This window comes from Corynebacterium sp. HMSC077D03, assembly GCF_001808545.1.
Lineage (GTDB): Bacteria > Actinomycetota > Actinomycetes > Mycobacteriales > Mycobacteriaceae > Corynebacterium > Corynebacterium simulans.
Map to the genome: position 1 here is coordinate 119,844 of NZ_KV793652.1, position 18,044 is coordinate 137,887.

Sequence of the window (18,044 nt, forward strand, 5' to 3'; positions counted from 1 at the left end):
CAATCCTAGCACTGGTGATTACGCGATGACATTATTTGGGTCCGTATTGTGCGGAATTCCTGCACGTCATCGCGGTGCGTTTCTCAAAATACCAGGTAAATGGCGGGCCTTATAATCGGCCGCGCCATAACCTTAAAAAGCGGTCTCTTCGGTAGCCTCTGCCAGGGCAGATTTCACTGCTTCACGCAGGTCAACAACCTGCGGGCCTGCGGAAAGAACCGAACGGGAAACGTTGGCGAAACCCAACTGCGGGGCCGCCGCAGTGATTACTTTCACGTCCTGCGCAGTAGCTCCTTGGGCGCCGACGCCCGGCAGCAAAACCGGGCCGTTCAGCTCGTCTAGGACAGGCGGCTGCGCAAGCGTGGCACCCACTACGACGCCGACGTTGCCCGGACGTCCTGCGGCCTTGTACGCGGCATTGAGCGCGGCGCACTGGTTGACCACGCCCTGCGCCAGCGTCACGCCTTCTTCGTCCGTGATGGACTGGAACGCCACGGCCTCCGGGTTGGAAGTTGCAGCCAGAACGAAGACTCCCCTGCCCTTTTCTTCCGCTAGGTCAAGCACCGGCTGGAGCGAACCGACTCCTAGATATGGAGAGACGGTCACTGCATCCGCGGACAACGGCGAATCATCGCTAAGCCATGCCGCGGCATAGCCGGCCATCGTGGAGCCGATGTCGCCGCGCTTGGCGTCGGCAAGCGTCAAGCAACCTGCTTCACGCAAATCCCGCAAGGTCTCTTCCAGCACCGCAAAGCCCGCAGACCCAAAGCGTTCGAAGAAGGCCACCTGCGGCTTAACCACTGCGACGGTCTCGGCGAATGCCTCCACGCAGGTATGCGCGAATCTCCGCAGCCCATCGACGTCGTCATTCAAGCCCCAAGCACGCAGCAGATGCGCATGCGGGTCGATGCCCACGCACAGCCTGCCGCGCTCGGCACCGGCAGCGACGAGCCGCTCACCGAAGGTGCTAGTGCTTTGCGTCATGCTCAAGCTCCTGCAATGCACGTACCTCAAGGTTACCGATGCGCAGCGCCTCGATACCCTGGACCGCAGCGGTAACGCCCTGGACGGTGGTAACAAGCGGAACGCCCACGGAAACAGCCGCCGCGCGGATGTCGTAGCCGTCGTGGCGTGCGTTGTCTGAACCAGCCGGGGTATTGAGGATGAGGTCGACCTTGCCGGCAAGAATTTGGTCAACGATGGATTCCTGGCCGTCCTGCGCCTCGGAAACCTTGACCGCTACCTCGCACTCCACGCCGTTGCGGCGCAGCATCTGCGCGGTGCCTGCGGTAGCCACGATGTTGTAGCCCATGTAGGCCAGACGCTGGATTGGGAAGATGAGGGTGCGCTTGTCGCGGTTAGCCACGGAGACGAAGACCGTGCCCTCAGTCGGCAAGTGGCCGAAGGCAGCGATTTCGCCCTTGGCAAAAGCCGCGCCGAAGTTACTTGCTAGGCCCATGACCTCGCCCGTGGACTTCATCTCTGGGGAGAGCAAAGTATCAAGCAACGTACCATCTGGGCGGCGGAAGCGGTTGAAAGGCAGCACAGCTTCCTTGACCGCAATCGGGTGCTCCAGCGGCAAGGAACCACCATCGGCCTCGGTAGGCAGCATGCCTTCTGCACGCAGATTAGCGATGGACTCGCCCATCATGACGCGAGCTGCGGCCTTAGCCAGCGGCACGCCGGTGGCCTTGGAGACAAACGGCACGGTGCGCGATGCGCGCGGGTTCGCCTCGATGACATACAGCGTGTCATCCTTCAGCGCGTACTGCACGTTCATCAGGCCCTGTACACCGATGCCCTTAGCTAGCGCGCGGGTGGAGCGGCGAACATTGTCGATGTCCTCAGGTCCCAAGGTCATCGGTGGCAGCGCGCAGGAAGAGTCACCGGAGTGAATGCCGGCCTCCTCGATATGCTCCATGACGCCAGCCAAGTAGACCTCTTCGCCATCGCAGAGAGCATCCACGTCAATCTCGATTGCGTTGTCGAGGAAGCGGTCCACCAATACCGGGTGGTCGGAGGTGATTTCCGTTGCGCGGTCGATGTAGTCACGCAGGGAGGCCTCATCGTAGACAATCTCCATGCCACGGCCGCCGAGCACGTAGGAAGGACGAACCAGGACCGGGTAGCCGATGTCGCGGGCTACAGAACGTGCCTCCTCGAAGGAGGTTGCGGTGCCGAAATCTGGCGCTGGAAGCTTTGCTTCTGCCAGTACCTTGCCGAACTCGCCGCGGTCCTCAGCCAAGTCGATTGCCGCAGCGGAGGTACCGACGACTGGAACACCAGCCTCGGTCAGGCGCTCTGCTAGACCCAGCGGAGTCTGGCCGCCGAGCTGAACGATGACGCCGGCAACTGGGCCGGACTGGGCCTCAGCGTGGTAGACCTCCATAACGTCCTCGAAGGTCAACGGCTCGAAGTACAGGCGGTCAGCGGTGTCGTAGTCAGTAGAGACCGTCTCTGGGTTGCAGTTGACCATGACGGTCTCGTAGCCGCGCTCGGACAGCTCCAACGCTGCGTGGACGCAGGAGTAGTCGAACTCAATGCCCTGGCCAATGCGGTTCGGGCCAGAGCCCAAAATGATGACCTTGCCCAACTTATCGGCAGGCATCGGCTTAACCTCGGACTCTGCGTCTGGGTCCAGCTCGTAGGAGCTGTAATGGTACGGGGTCTGCGCCTCGAACTCGCCAGCACAAGTATCGACCGTCTTGTAGGCCGGGCGAATACCCAGCGACCAGCGCAGGGAACGCACGCCGTCTTCGCCAGCGAACTCGGTGCGCAGGGCGGCAATCTGGGCGTCGGAAAGCCCGTAGAACTTCGCCTCACGCAACAGCTGCGCGTCCAGGACCGGTGCGTTCAGCAGCTCCTCGCGGAAGTCAACCAAGGCCTTGAGCTCAGCAAGGAACCATGGGTCGATCTGGGAGTGCTCGTAGAGCTGCTCGACGCTAGCGCCAAGACGGAAAGCCAGTTCTACGTCGTACATGCGGCCCTCGGTCGGACGCTCTAGGTCCTTGAGCACCGCATCCAAGTCCGTCGCGCGCTCGCCGGCGAAGTACTCATCCGGGCGGGTCCAGAAACCATGCTGCTTGGACTCCAAGGAGCGCATGACCTTATTGAGACCTGCGATGTAGTTGCGGCCAATGCCCATGGCCTCGCCGACGGACTTCATCGTGGTGGTCAGGGTGTCATCGGCGCCCGGGAACTTCTCAAAAGCAAAGCGTGGTGCCTTGACGATGACGTAGTCCAAAGTCGGCTCGAATGCCGCAGGGGTAACGCCGGTGATGTCGTTTTGTACCTCGTCAAGGGTGTAGCCGATTGCCAGCTTGGCGGCCAACTTCGCGATTGGGAAGCCGGTGGCCTTGGAAGCCAGCGCAGAGGAACGAGACACGCGCGGGTTCATCTCGATGACGATGATGCGGCCATCAACCGGGTTGACGGCGAACTGGATGTTGCAGCCGCCGGTATCAACGCCGACCTCGCGAATAATCGCGATGCCGAGGTCACGCATCTTCTGGTATTCGCGGTCGGTCAAAGTCAGAGCCGGAGCAACGGTAACGGAATCACCAGTGTGCACGCCCAGGGCATCGACGTTTTCGATGGAGGCAATCACCACGACGTTATCGTCGCTGTCACGCATGAGCTCCAGCTCGAATTCCTTCCAGCCGAGGATGGATTCCTCGATGAGAACGTTGGCCTCGGGCGAAGCAGCCAGACCGCCGCCTGCGATGCGGTCGAGATCTTCCTGGTTATAAGCCAGGCCAGAGCCCAAGCCACCCATGGTGAAGGAAGGACGCACGACTACCGGCAGGCCGAGCTCTGCGACGGTCTCGTGCACCTCGTCCATGTTGTGGCACACGCGGGAACGCGCAGACTCGCCGCCGATGGACTCGACGATGTCCTTGAACTTCTGGCGGTCCTCACCACGCTCAATCGCCTCAATGTCGGCGCCGATGAGCTCGATGCCGTACTTGTCCAAGATGCCTGCGCGGTCCAACTGCACCGCAGCATTCAGTGCGGTCTGTCCGCCCAAGGTTGCAAGCACCGCATCAATCTTGTGGCCTTCTTGCTGTTCCTTAACAATGATCTTTTCGATGAACTCAGGGTCAATCGGCTCCACGTAGGTGTGGTCCGCGAATTCTGGGTCCGTCATGATGGTTGCCGGGTTGGAGTTGACTAGCGTGACACGCAGGCCTTCTTCCTTCAGCACGCGGCAAGCCTGGGTGCCGGAGTAGTCAAACTCGCAGGCCTGGCCGATAACAATTGGGCCAGAACCGATAACCAGGACGTGGTTTACATCGTTGCGCTTTGGCATAAGTTTCTAATCCTCTTCCTGGTGCCTACTTGTTAGGGGTCTTTTCGGTCATCAGCTCAACGAACTGATCAAACAGCGGGTTTGCGTCATGCGGGCCCGCAGCGGACTCTGGGTGATACTGAACGGAGAAAGCCATGCCGTCCTTGAGCGCTACGCCCTCAATCGTGTTGTCGTTGAGACAGGTATGGGTGACGACGCCGCGGCCGAAGTCGGTATCGAATTCCTCGCCAGCCGGGTTCTCCTGGCTGGACGGGCTAGCGATGGCAAAGCCATGGTTTTGCGCGGTGATGTCGATCTTGCCGGTCAAGACGTTGCGTACCGGTACGTTGATGCCACGGTGACCGAACTTCATCTTGAAGGTGTCTAGGCCCAGCGCGCGGCCTAGAATCTGGTTGCCAAAGCAGATTCCAAAGAAGGGAATGCGGGCATCCAGGATGTCGCGGACGATGGCCACCATTTTGTCGGCGGTAGCTGGGTCACCAGGGCCATTCGAGACAAAGACGCCATCCGGGTTGTACTGCTTAATCTCAGCATAAGGAGTATTGGCCGGAACCACGATGGTCTCAATGCCGCGCTTGGCAAAGTTGCCCGGCGTAGCGGTCTTAACACCCATGTCGTAGGCCACGACGGTGAACTTCTTTTCGCCTTCTGCCGCCACGGTATATGGCTTTTCGGTAGCGACCTGCTCAGATAGATCCAGGCCCTCCATCGATGGCTGGCCCTTGACCTCCTCAAGCAGCTCCTCTACTGGGCGCTGCGCGTCCTCACCGGAGAACACACCGGCGGCGATGGAGCCATAGTTGCGCAAGTGACGAACCAAGGTGCGGGTATCGATTCCGCGGATGCCGATGATGCCCTGGGCTTCCATCTCATCCGAAAGGGAACGCTCCGCGCGCCAGTTAGATACGCGCTGTGCGAGGTCACGAATAACCAGGCCGGCAACCCAAATCTGGTTGCCATGGGACTCGTTGTCTTCGTCGTTCCAACCTGTGTTACCAATGTGCGGCGCCGCTGAAACGACGATCTGGCGGTGGTAGGAAGGGTCGGTCAAAGTTTCCTGGTAACCAGTCATTGCAGTGCTGAACACTGCCTCACCGAGGGTGGTGCCGGTGGCGCCAAAGCCGTATCCGCGGAAAGTGCGGCCATCAGCCAGCACGAGAATTGCCGGGATTCTTGCTGGTTTGGTCTCAGTCACAATGTGGCCTTTCTGTGGCTTAGTAGGGTTTATAGGTTGCAAGGTTACTTGCCTTCAGCTTCGTCTGCGGCCAGTTCGTAGGTCACGGTGCCGCGCAGAATGGTGTGAGTGACGCGTGCGCCGAACTCCTCGCCCTCATAAGGGTTATTCGCAGACTTCGAAGCCAGCTTGGCGGAATCAGAGACCCACTTGTGCTCGGGGTTCACGATGGTGAGGTTGGCGGGCTCGCCCACTGCGATCGGACGGCCGTGGTCCGGCAGCTTGGTGATCTCTGCCGGGCGCTCCGACATCACACGGGCGATGAAGCGCCAGTCTGCGAGACCGGAGGCCACGAAAATCTTGGCGATAATCGCCAGCGAGGACTCAAGGCCCAGCATGCCTGGCTTCGCGTTTTCGAACTCAACGCACTTGTCTTCGGAACCATGCGGTGCGTGGTCGGTTGCCACGACGTCGATGACGCCGTCGAGCAGCGCCTGGCGCAGAACCAAGGTGTCGCGCTCCTCGCGCAGCGGCGGATTCACGCGAAAGACGCCGTCATAGCTCACCAGTTTTTCATCAGTAAGCAGCAGGTGATGCGGGGTAACCTCCGCAGTCAGTGGAATATCCTGGCCCTTTGCCCACTTCAGCAGCTCGACGGTGCCCTCGGTGGATGCATGGCAGATGTGCATGCGATTGCCGTAGTCACGCGCCAGCAGTGCATCGCGGGCGACGATGGACTCTTCCGCCACGCGCGGCCAGCCGCGCAGGCCCAGCTTGGCTGCCGTCTCCCCCTCGTGGGCAGATGCGCCCTCGGTCATGCGGTGGTCTTCCGCGTGCTGCGCGAGCAAGACGTCCAAGCCCTTGGCGTATTCGAGCGCGCGGCGCATCAACTGCGGGTCCTGCACGCACTTGCCATCATCGGAGAACATGCGCACTTTCGCGTCCGAGCGCGCCATCATGCCGAACTCGGTGAGGGTCTTACCCTCCAGACCCTTGGTAATAGAACCCACCGGGTGAACGTCGCACAGGCCGAGCGCCTGTGCCTTAGCCCAAACGGACTCCGCGATAATCGGCTGATCGGTCACCGGGTTGGTGTTGGCCATGGTAAATACGGCGGTAAAGCCGCCCTTGGCAGCAGCGCGGGAACCGGTTTCGATGGTCTCAGTGTCCTCGCGGCCTGGCTCGCGCAGGTGCACGTGCATATCGACCAAGCCCGGCAGCAGCACGTTGCCTTCGGCGTCGATTGCCTCATCGAACTGCGCGCTTGACTCAAGGTCAGCGCCCATATCCGCAATGACACCGTCGGCGATGAGCACCTGTACCGGCTCACCCTCGCCATATGGGCGCACATTCTTAATCAGCAAACGCTTTTCCGCAGCGGCAGAAAGACGGCCGGTTTCTGGATAGTTAGTCATTTCCTCTTACTCTCTTCCCTTTTCTTAATTCCGGCTGAATTAGATTCCGGCGTGTTCGCCATTGGTCAACAGTGTGAACAGCACCGCCATGCGGGCGTATACGCCGTTGTTTACCTGCTGCAGAACCGCAGCCTTGTCGTAGTCGGCGACGGCATAGTTGATTTCCATACCGCGCAGCATTGGGCCCGGGTGCATTACGATTGCATCCTTCTTCATGGCTGCGGCGCGCGCCTTGGACAGGCCATAAAGGTTCGCGTACTCGCGGTGCGATGGGAAGAAGCCGCCGTTCATGCGTTCTGCCTGAACGCGCAGCATCATGACGATGTCTGCATCGGCCAGCTCGGAATCAAAGTCATAGGAGACCTTAACCGGCCAGGTATCGACGCCGAATGGGAGAAGAGTAGGCGGAGCCACCAGGGTGACTTCCGCACCGAGGGCGTTAAGAAGGTCAACGTTCGAGCGAACCACGCGGGAGTGCAGGCAGTCACCCACAATCTTGACCTTGAGCCCAGAGAAGTTGCCGCCCTTGATGCCAAGGCGCTGGCGCATAGTCACGGCGTCGAGAAGCGCCTGCGTTGGGTGCTGATGTGCACCATCGCCGGCGTTAATAACGGAAGGGCCATCGCCGTTAGGCGCTACCCAACCCGCCAGCTGCTGCGGCGCACCAGACGATGCATGGCGAATGATGATGGCATCCGCACCGACAGCGCTAAGCGTGAGGCCGGTGTCCTTCAAGGACTCGCCCTTTTTCACTGACGACGTCGAGGTCGACAGGTTGATGACGTCTGCGGACATCCACTTACCCGCCGTCTCAAAAGAAGAGCGGGTACGAGTGGAGTTTTCATAGAACAAGGTAAAGACGGTGCGTCCGCGAAGGGTCGGAAGCTTCTTTACTTCCCGGCCTTCAAGCGCTTCGTGGAAACGGTCTGCCTCATCGAGCAGGCCAACGATTTCGTCTTTGTTGAGATCAGCGATGGAAAGTAGGTGCTTCATTTTAAGCCTCCGCGGTCTTGCGGGTCAGGACTACCGCGTCCCGGCCATCAATTTCGGCGTTGTAGACGATGACATCTTCGTCGCGTGCCGTTGGAATGTTTTTGCCGACGTAGTCTGCGCGAATCGGCAGCTGGCGATGGCCGCGGTCCACGAGGACTGCGAGCTGAATGATTTCCGGACGGCCAACGTCGGCCAGCGCATCAAGTGCAGCGCGAATGGAGCGGCCGGAATATAGGACGTCATCGACCAGGATGACGGTCGCGCCGTTGATACCACCGTTCGGAATTTTGGTGGGCTGCAATGCGCGGTGCGGCTTGTTGTGGAGATCGTCGCGATAGAGCGTGATGTCTAGGGATCCCCATAGGATTTCTACGCCGGAAAATTCCGCAATTTTTTGTGCAAGACGCTGAGCCAATGGCACGCCACCAGAGGGAATGCCAAGGAGTACGACCCGAGTTGCGTTCTCAGAGTCGAGCGCCGTCTTTTCAATGATCTGGTGCGCGATGCGTGCGACAGTGCGCGCGACGTCATCAGAGCTCAACAGCTCGTTAGACTCCGCGTTGGTGTCAATTCCACTCATCGTGACCTCCTTCCCCGCCTCACAGTGCGGTCTTTAAAGGATGCCGGTAAATGGGAATGAAGTAACTTTGCGCCCACCGTGGGCGGAAAATTGCCTCAAGCGTCCGAGCAACGTGGTTGCTCACATGGACAACGATGATTTTAGCATCAACCTATAGTTCCTCGAAGTCGTTTCATTCAGCTACTACCCCCACAAGTAGCAACGATCTCAATTTCGCCGACCTTTTCACGTATCGCGGCGGTCAGCGCAGCCTACCCAACCCCGCTCGCAGGTGTGAGCCTGCACACTAGTTCCGGTTGAACTGCGGCGCTTCTCGCCCAATTGTTAATGTTTAGGGAATAAAAAGTATTTGGGCTCCCCATGAGTCCGCCGTACTGGCACCTAAATCCGCTGAATTCTTGTCCCGTACAGTCGGCATCAATATCCTGCGCGATCGGCATAGATATAAGGAGAGGAAGACCAAAACCACGTGAGCTTTTCGGCCAAACACGAAGTTCCAGCCCCACGCGAGCAGGTATGGCAATGGCATACCCGTCGCGGCGCACTAGCGCGCCTTACTCCTCCTTTTACTTTCATGACCCCGTTAAAGCAGACAGAATCCTTGGCTGATGGCACCTCGATACTGGGCCTGCCGGGCGGCCTCAAGTGGGTTGCCCGCCACGACCTTTCACGCTTCCAAACCAACGTCAGCTTCAGCGACGTTTGCCTCAACGCTCCCATGCGCTCCTGGGCCACATGGCGCCATCACCATCTCTTTGCCGATGCCACTACCGGTTCCGATAACGATGCTGGCGCTACCCAAATCACCGACACCGTCGACACCCGCATTCCGGCATGGGCCGTCAACTCCGTGTTTGCTTACCGCCAACACCAGCTCATCGAGGACTTCCAGTTTTTGAACCGTCTGCGCGACCTTGGCACCCACGCTACGGCACCGGCCGTCGATTCTTCGAACAATGTCCGCCCGTTGGTTTTCGCCATCACTGGCTCCCGTGGCGGTGTGGGACGAAAGCTCACCGCGCAGCTGACCACGGCAGGACACCAGGTTATCCAGCTGGTGCGTAATACCCCGAAGCCCGGCCAGCGCCAATGGCGCCCGAACCTGCCAGCGCCGGATCTCTTGGAGGGCGTCGACGTCCTTATTCATTTGGCCGGCGAACCCATTTTCGGCCGCTTCAACGCCACCCATAAGGCAGACATACGGGATTCTCGCGTGGACCCGACACAGCTGCTCGCTGAGGTTGCCGCCGCAACGCCTGAGCTTAAGGCAATGGTCTGTGCATCGGCAATCGGCATCTACGGCACCGACCGGGGCGATACCGAGCTGACTGAAGAGTCCAGTCGCGGTGACGGCTTCTTGGCTGACGTGGTCAGTGATTGGGAGGGCGCCTGCGAACCTGCCCGGGAGGCCGGAAAGCGTGTGGTCAATGTTCGCACCGGAATCGCCCTCTCCGGCAATTCCGGCTTGCTACCGCTTTTACGGGCGCTGTTTTCTACAGGACTCGGCGGCGCGTTTGGCAAGGGCGAATTCTGGTACAGCTGGGTCGCCATGGATGACCTGACTGATATCTACTTCCGCGCAGCAATCGATTCGCAACTTGATGGCCCAGTCAACGCCACCTCGCCTACCCCGGTCCTTAACAAGGATTTTGTCCATGCACTAGGTGAGGAGCTCAAGCGCCCAGCGATCGTGCCTATTCCAACCTTCGGCCCGGCGCTGCTCTTGGGCAAGGAGGGCGCAAGCGAGCTCGCCCTGGCTAACCAGAAGGTCATCCCGGCCCGCCTGAACGAGCTCGGACACACTTTCCGTTACTCCACAGTCGCAGCCGCGCTTGCACACGAACTAGGCGGCGAGGAGTTGTGGACTCCCGCCACGCGGGCGGCCAACTAGCAGGCACGCATCCCGGCTCCGGTAGCCTTGATCAAGATTCCGATTTATTCACCATGTAAACAACGTGAGGATTATTTTCAGTGACTGATCAAGCCGATGGTCAACCAACCATCTTGCCCGATACCCCTATCGAGCCAGTGACGCTCGAGCGCATTGCGGAAATCTTCGACTCTGAGAAGTTGGAGTACCGCATCGAAGAACAGCCAGTTTCTGAAGAAAAGACCGTCAAGATGCTGCGCACTGGTTTCTCGAACGCAGCCATCGCATTCCAGCTGCGCGAGAACGCCATCACCGCCGATTCCGTGTGGCGCGGCACCATTCCGGCATCTGAGGGCCCGAACCTTCTGATGCACATTAACCAGTGGAACCAGAACCACTTTGCGCCGACCTTCCGCTTCTTCGAAGGCCCGGAAAATACCTTGGCGGTCTCCGGCGTGCGCGAGCTGGACACCACCCACGGTGCTTCCCGCAACCAGCTGGGCGCTTTCGTTATGTCCACCTTGGACGCCATCCTGCAGTCTTTCGCTTGGATTGAGCAGCAGTACCCGCAACTCGTCACCTGGGAGGAACACGAAAATGACTAATCAAGCTTATGCTCAGCCGCAGGTCACGCTCGACCGCATCATTAGCGCAATGCAGACCTTCGACATCGAGTTGACCAAGGTCGAAGGCCGCGACGATGCCGCTACCGCTAACTTGAACGGCCTGCCTTGCCTGTTCGCGGTTCTGGATTCCGTCGCCATCGTGCGCTGCGATGTGCCAACCGACGCCGTCTACACCCAGGCCGATGCTGGCCTGTTCCTAGCCGCAAACCAGATCAACTCCGTCGCTTTCGGCGCACGTGCCGTTATCTCCGAGCACGAGAACCTGCTTGTCGTACGTACCGAGCGCGATATTCCTTGCGCCGCTGGCCTCTCCGATGATCAGTTGACCGCTGCTTTAAAGGGCGCAGTCGACGGTGTCATTGGTGCCCAAGACGCAATGGTTGCCTCCGCAGAGGAGATGGCCAAGCTCGGTTCCGAAACCGCAGCCCAGGCCGGCGAGGCCAGCCCCGCCAGCGAATAGCGCTCCTTTAACTCCGCGAAACACCTCTAGAAAGCGTGCGTTGTGACCAACCAGTCCATCTCTGAAGTCAACATTCACCGGCTCGCAGAGCTCTTCGAGCAGCTCGAGGCCGATTACGTCCTACTCGACAAAATCGAAGACCCCGCCCGGGAGGACGCTGCCGCTGACGGCGGCGAAGGCTTGGTACTGCAGACTGGTTTGCCACACATCACCATCCACTTCGACATCGAGGATGACACCTTAAGTGCCTTCGCGGTGTGGGAAGGTCGCCTCCCGGCAAGCGCGGAAGAAAAGGTTGGCGCATTCCTTGCGGAATTCAATTGGAACATGTCCGCGCCAACCTTAAGCTATGACTTCCGTCCGAAAGGCACTGGCACGGGCGCCAAGCAGGAGGAAGAAGAGATCGCCATCTGCGCCAACCGCGCGATGGGTATCGGTATGGGTCTTAGCCTAAACCAGTTGGGAAGCTTTGTTTTAAGCGCCCTGGACAGCTTCGCCATGGCTTTCGACGCCGTGGGCGAAGCTTTCCCGCAGGCAGCTAAGTGGAACAATAAGGCAGCAAACAAGAAAGGTCGCAGCTAACAATGTCTACCCCGAACGCATTGCCTTTTGATTTGTTTAGCCAGCCTGATTTTCCTGCAGTAACGCTAAAGCGCGTGCGCGAGCAACTCAGCACCCCAGAGATGAACATGTCTCCGGAGGATAACCCGGACTATCCGGATTCCTTGAGTGCTCACCTTAATAACTTGAAGTGGGTCATCAGCGCGGCGGAAGATTTGGTGAAGCTGGAGTGCCTCCTGCCCACCACCCTTTCCTACGAGGATGTCTCCCCCGTCTTCCACGTCATCGCCAACGAGCACAACGCTTCTGCTTTCGACGGCCGCGCACTCGTGGGCCGGAGCGAAGAAAACACCGTGGAACTGCGTGGCGACGCCACCTTCGTCACCACCGCGGGCATGAACGACGAGCAGCTTTTCCACGCGTTGAACCTCGCGGTCATCGCCGCCCAAGACGCGCTTCTTAGCACCCTGGACCGCTTCAACGAGTTCGCTCACGCGGTCGAGGAATCAGAAAGCTAAGGGGAGACTGAGAGGCCTCCGTCCCCGTTTAGAGACTAATCAGGCCACGAATCAAAGCGCTGACTGCGCCCAGGGAAGCCACGGTCAAAGAAAGAATGCGTGCCTTCTCGCGCGGCACGTGGCGCGCAATACGTGTGCCCGTGGCGATGCCGAGGAACATGCCAATGACGCCGGCTGGCCAAATTAGCCACGTCACATCACCGAATCCGCCCGCACCCACGGCCAACTTGGTGCTCACTGAGAATAGACCGCCCACGATGAAACAAGGCTGCAACGTAGCGGCGTAGACCGCCTGCGGCCAGCGCGCCGCCTGCGCATAAACGGTAATAACGGGGCCGGCTACACCAGCTAGCGTGTTTGTGAAACCGCCGAGCACACCCGCTGACAGGGAGGGGCCAAGGCCGTGCATTTCCGGCACGAAGCGCTTGCCAAAGGTCACCACGCCCAGTGCGATGAGCAGGGCCGCGCCCACCAAGACCAGCAAGGCGGCCGAGTCGATATTAGCCACCAGCAAGGCCGCCGGGATTGCGCCCAGCACCATCACCGGCGCAATACGCAAGAACTTGCCCCAGTCCACGTTGGCACGCATCGAATACGTGGTCAGCATCGCGTTGACCACCGCCAGCACGTTGATGACCATGATGCCCTGGACTGGGCCTAGAAGCAGCGTCAAAGTAGGTCCGCCGACGAGTCCAAGCCCCATGCCGGAGACTCGTTGCAGGCAAGAGCCCAACGTCACGGTCAGTAGGATCGCGAGTGGGATTGCAATCATTGGGCGTACTTCTCCACCACTGCGCGGCCCACGTGCGCTGGGAACATGCCCGTGACGTCCCCACCAAACTTGGCCACCTGCTTGCACAGCGAGGAGCTGATGTAGCCGTACTTTTCATCGGTGAGCAAGAAGACCGTATCGATGCCGGAAAGACGGCGGTTCATCTGCGCCATCGGCAGCTCGTATTCGTAGTCCAAGGAGGAGCGCAGCCCCTTGACCAGTGTGTCCACGCCGTGTTCCGTGGTGTAGTCCACGAGCAGGCCGGACCAATAATCGACCTTGATGTGCTCGTCGAAAGTCGCACGAATAAACTGCACGCGCTCTTCCACGCTAAATAGGCCGGAAGGCTTATCCGGGTTGCCGGTGACCAACACGGTTACTTCGTCGAACATCGCCGCCGCTCGGTTGATGATGTCCACGTGGCCCAAGGTAATGGGGTCGAAAGAACCCGGGCATACTGCTTTAGTCGGCATAGGTTTTCCTTTACTCCCCGCTTGCATCCGGACGGTGGTAGATGGCCATATCAAAGCGCGCTATACCAAATGTGCGCTTCTTGAGCTTCTGGCCGGTGGGCTCAAAGCCTTCGGGCCACTGCGGTTCTGGGCTGTCTACGTGACGCTCGATGACGACAATCGCTGCATCATCAAGCACGGGCTCAATGGCCTCCAGCAGGCCCTGCACATCGTCGAAAGCATAAGGTGGGTCTGCCAACACCATGTCAAAGTAACCGCGCGGTGCGGTGGCCAGGTACGTAGAGGCCTTCATCTCGCGTACGTCCACGCGCGGGTGCTTGACGACGCCCACGTTGTGCTTGATCACCTTCACTGCCGCCGGGTTGGATTCCACCAGAACGACTTCCTCCGCGCCGCGGCTAGCTGCCTCCAGTCCCAAGGCACCAGAGCCGGCAAACAAATCCAGCACGCGGCTATCAGCAAAACCCCAGCGCACATTCAACGAAGAAAAAAGGCCCTCGCGTGCGCGGTCCGCGGTAGGGCGCGTGCCGGACTCTGGCACCTTGATGCTGCGCCCGCGGGCTTCTCCGGCGATAATTCTGGTCATCGTGCCTCCCCAATAATCGCTAGTACGTCACCGCCATAGACTGCGGCAAAGTCTTCAGTACACAACTTATCCACCACTCCACGTCCCGGGACTACGACGGGAGCTTCTAGTTTGGTGGCCTCCACGGTAGCGATGGCATCTCCCGCAGAGACCTCTTGGCCCACGCTCACGTGAAAACGCACAGTGCCGGCAAAAGGTGCGCAAATGTTCATGGGCTCTAGATTAGTTCTTTTCTAGGTATTCCTGCTCGCTCTCGGTCATGTTCCGGGTTAATTCCACCGCCAATTCTGGGTTGCGCTGCACTAAACGGTACGCATCATCGTGCGTGCGCTCAATGATGTCGCGGTCATGGGCCAAGTCCAGCAGGCGCAGCGAGCGCTGGGTTCCCGATTGCAGGGTGCCCAGGATGTCTCCCTCGTGGCGCTGTTGCAGGTCAATCTCCGCCAACTCGAAGCCTGAGGTGGTGTCCGCAATCTGCATGATGCGTTTAAAAGAGCCCGTGTTTTCCGCCGCGGTGGTATGGAACAGACAGATGGAAGCATTGCCGCCGCGGCCAACGCGGCCCCGCAGCTGATGCAGCTGCGAGACACCAAAGTTCTCGGACTCGCGAATGAGCATCACCGTGGCATTGGGCACGTCAACGCCGACCTCGATGACGGTCGTAGAGACCAACACATCTGTTTCACCCCGCGCAAAGCGCGACATGACCTCATCTTTATCGTTCATGCGACCATGCAGAACGTCGAGTTTAAGGTCACGTAGCGGTCCGGCCTGGAGTTGGGACGCCACCTCGAGTACGCCACCTTCTCCCTCGATGCGCGGGCAGACGATATAGGCCTGGTGGCCAGCCTGCACCTCCTCACGGATGCGCGCTAAAGCACGCTGCACCCAGGCTGGTGCCCATTCCGGAACCACGCTGGACTGGATGGGCTTGCGCCCGCCAGGCAGCTCGCGCAGGGTAGATACCGCCAAGTCACCGAAGACAGTCATGGCGATGGTGCGCGGAATCGGCGTTGCCGTCATGACCAGCATGTGTGGGCTCGTGCCCTCTCGAGTTTTCGAGCGCAGGCTATCGCGCTGCTCCACGCCGAAGCGATGCTGCTCGTCTACTACCACGAGACCTAGGTCGAAGAACTCAACGGAGTCCTGAATAATAGCGTGCGTGCCGATGACGATGTCGGCCTCGCCGGAGACAATGTCCAGCAATGCCTGCCGCTTTTCCGCGGTGCGCAGGGAGCCGGTCAGGACGGTGACCTTGACACCATCGGGCACGCTCGCGCTTATCGACGCCCCGTGCTGCGCCGCCAGCACCTCAGTCGGTGCGAGCAGTGCCGCCTGTTTCCCGGCATCGACCGCCTGCAACATCGCACACGTAGCCACCATGGTTTTTCCGGAACCAACCTCGCCCTGCAGCAGGCGCATCATGGGCAGTGTGCCACAGAGGTCTTCGTCGATTTCCGCGATGACCTTACGCTGCCCTGCCGTTAGTTCGAAGGGCAGGTTGCTTAGCAGCCCATCACGGTAGCCGTCCAAGATGGAAGGCATCGCCACGGCGGTACGCGCCTTGAAGTCGCGTTGGCGCAGGGCCATGACGAGGCCAATGGACAAAGCCTCGTTGTACTTCAAACGCTGAATAGCTCTTTCCGGGCCAGCCGCTGTGGGCTCGTGGACTTCACGGATGGCTTGGTCAAGTTCCACCATCATCCGGTAGTCCAGCGGCTCGGGGATCGCCGGAGTATTCTCCAGCACCATGTGGATAGCGCCCATGATGTACCACGAGGTCACCTTGCCGCTGGCGGGATAAATGGGAATCCACTCGCGCTCAAGCAAAGATTCCAGTTGCCCGAACTGCGAGAGGTTACGCAGCGAGCCAGTAGCCGTAACCTTGCCGCCGCTGCTTGCGGAAGGCGCTGCGTCGTAAAGCGCGTTGCTCGCGCTACCTGCACCGCCTGCATCGATAACCACGAAGTCAGGATGTTGAAGCTGCGACTGCCCGCGGTAGAACTTCAGCTTGCCGCTTAGCATCAAGCGCATGCCTTGGCGCAGCACGCGGGTGAGATAATGCGCGTTGAAGAAGGTGGCGGTGATCCCGTTATCCATCGATAACGTGAGCAAGAAGGTCTTGCCGGTGTTCCGCTGCTGCAGACGCACCACCTGGCCGGTGACGGTGACATAATCGCCTTCGTTGGCACCGCCCAGGCCTACCTCTTTGTTGTGGCGGATGTAGTCACGCGGATAGTGGCTGAGCAGCTCGCCGCAGGTGGTGTACCCAAATGCCTTTTTGATTTTGGTGGCGTCTTTGGCCGGCAAGATCTCTTTCAACTCCCGCTCGTCCCGCCATCCCAGCATGCTTACTCCACTCCGATCTCAGTCTTGATGCCCTCAACATGGATGGCAACGACCTCCACCTCGAGTGCCTCAGACAGGTAATCATCATCCAGCTTAAGGCTGGTGAGGACGGTGACTTGCTCTCCCCCGGCAGCCAACATCTCACGGCTTTTGACCAAGATAGATTCAGCGTCTTCATGCGCAGGTTTATCCACGCGCATGGAACGCGCGGCATCCCGCATAACAGAAACCATGGAATCGGTGTCAGGATTATCCGGCTCATAGACGGAGATTGCCGCCAGGCCTGCAACCAAAGACTCAGTGGGCACCACGCGGGCCTCTCCGGCATCGCCCTCAAAGCCGTTGGGCAGGTAAATATCCTGCGGTTGCGAAACCGTGACTTGTTCGCCTGGGCGTACAATCCTGGCGCCTACGGTTTCAAAAAGTGCTGCGACCGGGCCTGCCGGCGCTACCGCAAAGATGCGCCGGGATGACACTTCCGCTACGGGTTCGTCTGCTGCCTCCGGCAGTACTTCCAAGCGCAGGTTGCTTACCACGCCGGAGCCGAAGGCCATCTCGATTACAGGGCCGGCCTCACGGGTATGAATGTGTACCGAGCCGGAGTTCTCAGTGGCGCGGGCAATGACGAGGCTATTGCCATGCTCACCTATCTTTTCACCAAGTGCGTCCAGGTCCCCTTCGAAGAAGAAGACCACCTCGAGCTCGGCCTCAACCTCGTCTTCGTGTTCGGCCTCGCGCACCGCGCCGCCCTCGATCTCAGCCAGCAAGGCCTCAAGCAGGATGACGAACCCGGTACCGCCAGCATCGACCACACCGGCCTCGCGCAGTACAGCAAGCTGCGAAGGGGTCTTGGACAGTGCAGTGCGGGCGGCAGTGATGGTTTCGACCACGATGTCGTGGAATTGCTTGCCAGGCTGCTCAGCAGACGCGGAAGCCGCAGCTGCCGCCGCACGCAAGACCGAAATGACCGTGCCCTCCACCGGACGCGCAATGGCGCGTTCCACCAGCTGCACTGCGAGGCTCAAAGCAGACGCAAAAGTCTGGCCATCCACGCGGGAATCAACCGTGGTATCCGCGATGCCGCGCAGCACCTGGGATAACACCATGCCGGAGTTGCCACGGGCGCCGCGCACGGAACCGATGGCAAGTGCCTCGGCTACGTCGCCTCCCTTTTCCACCTGCTCGAGTGCAGCCTCCATGGTGTGGGCCATGTTGGAGCCGGTATCGGAATCTGGAACCGGGAATACGTTAAGCGCATTGATTTCAGCGCGTCGGTGGGAAAGTTCACCAACAGTTCGGATCGCCCAGTTATGAAGACCACGGGCATCTAACGAACTCGGATATGACATGCCGAATAG

The 18,044-nt window shown here is 59.7% G+C and carries 17 protein-coding genes; 5 read left to right on the forward strand and 12 right to left on the reverse strand.

Annotated elements, in window-relative coordinates; all coding sequences use genetic code 11:
• Nucleotides 1-132: 132 nt before the first annotated feature.
• From pyrF to pyrR, 6 genes are read right to left on the reverse strand one after another with little or no spacing between them, the layout of a single operon-like run.
• Complete coding sequence (pyrF, locus tag HMPREF2888_RS00570; RefSeq protein ID WP_061922270.1) at nucleotides 133-984, reverse strand: orotidine-5'-phosphate decarboxylase; 852 nt, start codon at nucleotides 982-984, stop codon at nucleotides 133-135.
• Complete coding sequence (carB, locus tag HMPREF2888_RS00575; protein ID WP_061922267.1) at nucleotides 968-4,309, reverse strand: carbamoyl-phosphate synthase large subunit; 3,342 nt, start codon at nucleotides 4,307-4,309, stop codon at nucleotides 968-970. The genes pyrF and carB overlap by 17 nt, the downstream gene beginning before the upstream one ends.
• 25 nt (nucleotides 4,310-4,334) lie before the next feature.
• On the reverse strand, nucleotides 4,335-5,537 hold the full coding sequence (carA, locus tag HMPREF2888_RS00580; RefSeq protein WP_061922589.1) for a glutamine-hydrolyzing carbamoyl-phosphate synthase small subunit: 1,203 nt from the start codon (nucleotides 5,535-5,537) through the stop codon (nucleotides 4,335-4,337).
• Nucleotides 5,538-5,548: 11 nt separating this feature from the next.
• Nucleotides 5,549-6,898 (reverse strand): dihydroorotase, encoded by a 1,350-nt coding sequence (locus HMPREF2888_RS00585; protein ID WP_061922263.1) that lies wholly within the window; start codon nucleotides 6,896-6,898, stop codon nucleotides 5,549-5,551.
• Between the two features lie 39 nt (nucleotides 6,899-6,937).
• The gene (locus HMPREF2888_RS00590) at nucleotides 6,938-7,891 is read right to left on the reverse strand and encodes an aspartate carbamoyltransferase catalytic subunit (RefSeq protein WP_061922260.1); all 954 of its coding nucleotides are present in this window, start codon (nucleotides 7,889-7,891) and stop codon (nucleotides 6,938-6,940) included.
• 1 nt (nucleotide 7,892) lies between these two features.
• A complete protein-coding gene (pyrR, locus tag HMPREF2888_RS00595) occupies nucleotides 7,893-8,471 on the reverse strand; it encodes a bifunctional pyr operon transcriptional regulator/uracil phosphoribosyltransferase PyrR (protein ID WP_061922257.1) in 579 nt (192 codons plus the stop codon).
• Between the two features lie 469 nt (nucleotides 8,472-8,940).
• On the opposite strand from pyrR, the gene HMPREF2888_RS00600 reads away from it, so the two are divergent.
• From HMPREF2888_RS00600 to HMPREF2888_RS00620, 5 genes are all read left to right on the forward strand, one after another.
• Nucleotides 8,941-10,362 (forward strand): TIGR01777 family oxidoreductase, encoded by a 1,422-nt coding sequence (locus HMPREF2888_RS00600; protein ID WP_061922254.1) that lies wholly within the window; start codon nucleotides 8,941-8,943, stop codon nucleotides 10,360-10,362.
• Nucleotides 10,363-10,442: 80 nt separating this feature from the next.
• Nucleotides 10,443-10,946 (forward strand): YbjN domain-containing protein, encoded by a 504-nt coding sequence (locus tag HMPREF2888_RS00605; RefSeq protein ID WP_061922251.1) that lies wholly within the window; start codon nucleotides 10,443-10,445, stop codon nucleotides 10,944-10,946.
• Entirely contained in the window at nucleotides 10,939-11,427 is a 489-nt protein-coding gene (locus HMPREF2888_RS00610) for a YbjN domain-containing protein (RefSeq protein ID WP_061922248.1), read from the forward strand. Before HMPREF2888_RS00605 ends, HMPREF2888_RS00610 begins: the two co-directional genes overlap by 8 nt.
• A gap of 42 nt (nucleotides 11,428-11,469) precedes the next feature.
• Nucleotides 11,470-12,009, forward strand: coding sequence for a type III secretion system chaperone family protein (locus tag HMPREF2888_RS00615; protein WP_061922245.1), 540 nt, complete (start codon nucleotides 11,470-11,472; stop codon nucleotides 12,007-12,009).
• 2 nt (nucleotides 12,010-12,011) lie between these two features.
• Entirely contained in the window at nucleotides 12,012-12,506 is a 495-nt protein-coding gene (locus HMPREF2888_RS00620; protein ID WP_061922242.1) for a hypothetical protein, read from the forward strand.
• A gap of 28 nt (nucleotides 12,507-12,534) precedes the next feature.
• Here HMPREF2888_RS00620 and HMPREF2888_RS00625 read toward each other — a convergent pair whose 3' ends face one another.
• The 6 genes from HMPREF2888_RS00625 to HMPREF2888_RS00650 are packed head-to-tail and all read right to left on the reverse strand — an operon-like array spanning nucleotide 12,535 to nucleotide 18,035.
• Nucleotides 12,535-13,278 (reverse strand): sulfite exporter TauE/SafE family protein, encoded by a 744-nt coding sequence (locus HMPREF2888_RS00625; protein ID WP_061922239.1) that lies wholly within the window; start codon nucleotides 13,276-13,278, stop codon nucleotides 12,535-12,537.
• Nucleotides 13,275-13,751 (reverse strand): pantetheine-phosphate adenylyltransferase, encoded by a 477-nt coding sequence (coaD, locus tag HMPREF2888_RS00630; RefSeq protein ID WP_061922236.1) that lies wholly within the window; start codon nucleotides 13,749-13,751, stop codon nucleotides 13,275-13,277. The genes HMPREF2888_RS00625 and coaD overlap by 4 nt, the downstream gene beginning before the upstream one ends.
• Before the next feature lie 10 nt (nucleotides 13,752-13,761).
• Nucleotides 13,762-14,337: a 16S rRNA (guanine(966)-N(2))-methyltransferase RsmD gene (gene rsmD, locus HMPREF2888_RS00635; protein WP_061922233.1), complete on the reverse strand. Its 576-nt coding sequence runs from the start codon at nucleotides 14,335-14,337 to the stop codon at nucleotides 13,762-13,764.
• On the reverse strand, nucleotides 14,334-14,549 hold the full coding sequence (locus tag HMPREF2888_RS00640; protein WP_061922230.1) for a biotin/lipoyl-containing protein: 216 nt from the start codon (nucleotides 14,547-14,549) through the stop codon (nucleotides 14,334-14,336). The genes rsmD and HMPREF2888_RS00640 overlap by 4 nt, the downstream gene beginning before the upstream one ends.
• 10 nt (nucleotides 14,550-14,559) lie before the next feature.
• Entirely contained in the window at nucleotides 14,560-16,686 is a 2,127-nt protein-coding gene (locus tag HMPREF2888_RS00645) for an ATP-dependent DNA helicase RecG (protein WP_061922226.1), read from the reverse strand.
• A gap of 2 nt (nucleotides 16,687-16,688) precedes the next feature.
• Nucleotides 16,689-18,035 carry a DAK2 domain-containing protein gene (locus HMPREF2888_RS00650; protein WP_070518063.1) on the reverse strand — a complete coding sequence of 449 codons (1,347 nt, stop codon included), beginning with the start codon at nucleotides 18,033-18,035 and terminating at the stop codon, nucleotides 16,689-16,691.
• Nucleotides 18,036-18,044 lie beyond the last annotated feature (9 nt).

Excerpts from the sequence above, each read along its gene's own strand:
- HMPREF2888_RS00640 (WP_061922230.1), bottom strand. The coding sequence starts at position 14,549 with ATGAACATTTGCGCACCTTTTGCCGGCACTGTGCGTTTTCACGTGAGC.
- carB (WP_061922267.1), bottom strand. The coding sequence starts at position 4,309 with ATGCCAAAGCGCAACGATGTAAACCACGTCCTGGTTATCGGTTCTGGC.
- pyrF (WP_061922270.1), bottom strand. The coding sequence starts at position 984 with ATGACGCAAAGCACTAGCACCTTCGGTGAGCGGCTCGTCGCTGCCGGT.
- HMPREF2888_RS00620 (WP_061922242.1), top strand. The coding sequence starts at position 12,012 with ATGTCTACCCCGAACGCATTGCCTTTTGATTTGTTTAGCCAGCCTGAT.
- HMPREF2888_RS00645 (WP_061922226.1), bottom strand. The coding sequence starts at position 16,686 with ATGCTGGGATGGCGGGACGAGCGGGAGTTGAAAGAGATCTTGCCGGCC.
- HMPREF2888_RS00625 (WP_061922239.1), bottom strand. The coding sequence starts at position 13,278 with ATGATTGCAATCCCACTCGCGATCCTACTGACCGTGACGTTGGGCTCT.
- HMPREF2888_RS00610 (WP_061922248.1), top strand. The coding sequence starts at position 10,939 with ATGACTAATCAAGCTTATGCTCAGCCGCAGGTCACGCTCGACCGCATC.
- HMPREF2888_RS00650 (WP_070518063.1), bottom strand. The coding sequence starts at position 18,035 with ATGTCATATCCGAGTTCGTTAGATGCCCGTGGTCTTCATAACTGGGCG.
- coaD (WP_061922236.1), bottom strand. The coding sequence starts at position 13,751 with ATGCCGACTAAAGCAGTATGCCCGGGTTCTTTCGACCCCATTACCTTG.
- pyrR (WP_061922257.1), bottom strand. The coding sequence starts at position 8,471 with ATGAGTGGAATTGACACCAACGCGGAGTCTAACGAGCTGTTGAGCTCT.
- rsmD (WP_061922233.1), bottom strand. The coding sequence starts at position 14,337 with ATGACCAGAATTATCGCCGGAGAAGCCCGCGGGCGCAGCATCAAGGTG.
- HMPREF2888_RS00585 (WP_061922263.1), bottom strand. The coding sequence starts at position 6,898 with ATGACTAACTATCCAGAAACCGGCCGTCTTTCTGCCGCTGCGGAAAAG.
- HMPREF2888_RS00590 (WP_061922260.1), bottom strand. The coding sequence starts at position 7,891 with ATGAAGCACCTACTTTCCATCGCTGATCTCAACAAAGACGAAATCGTT.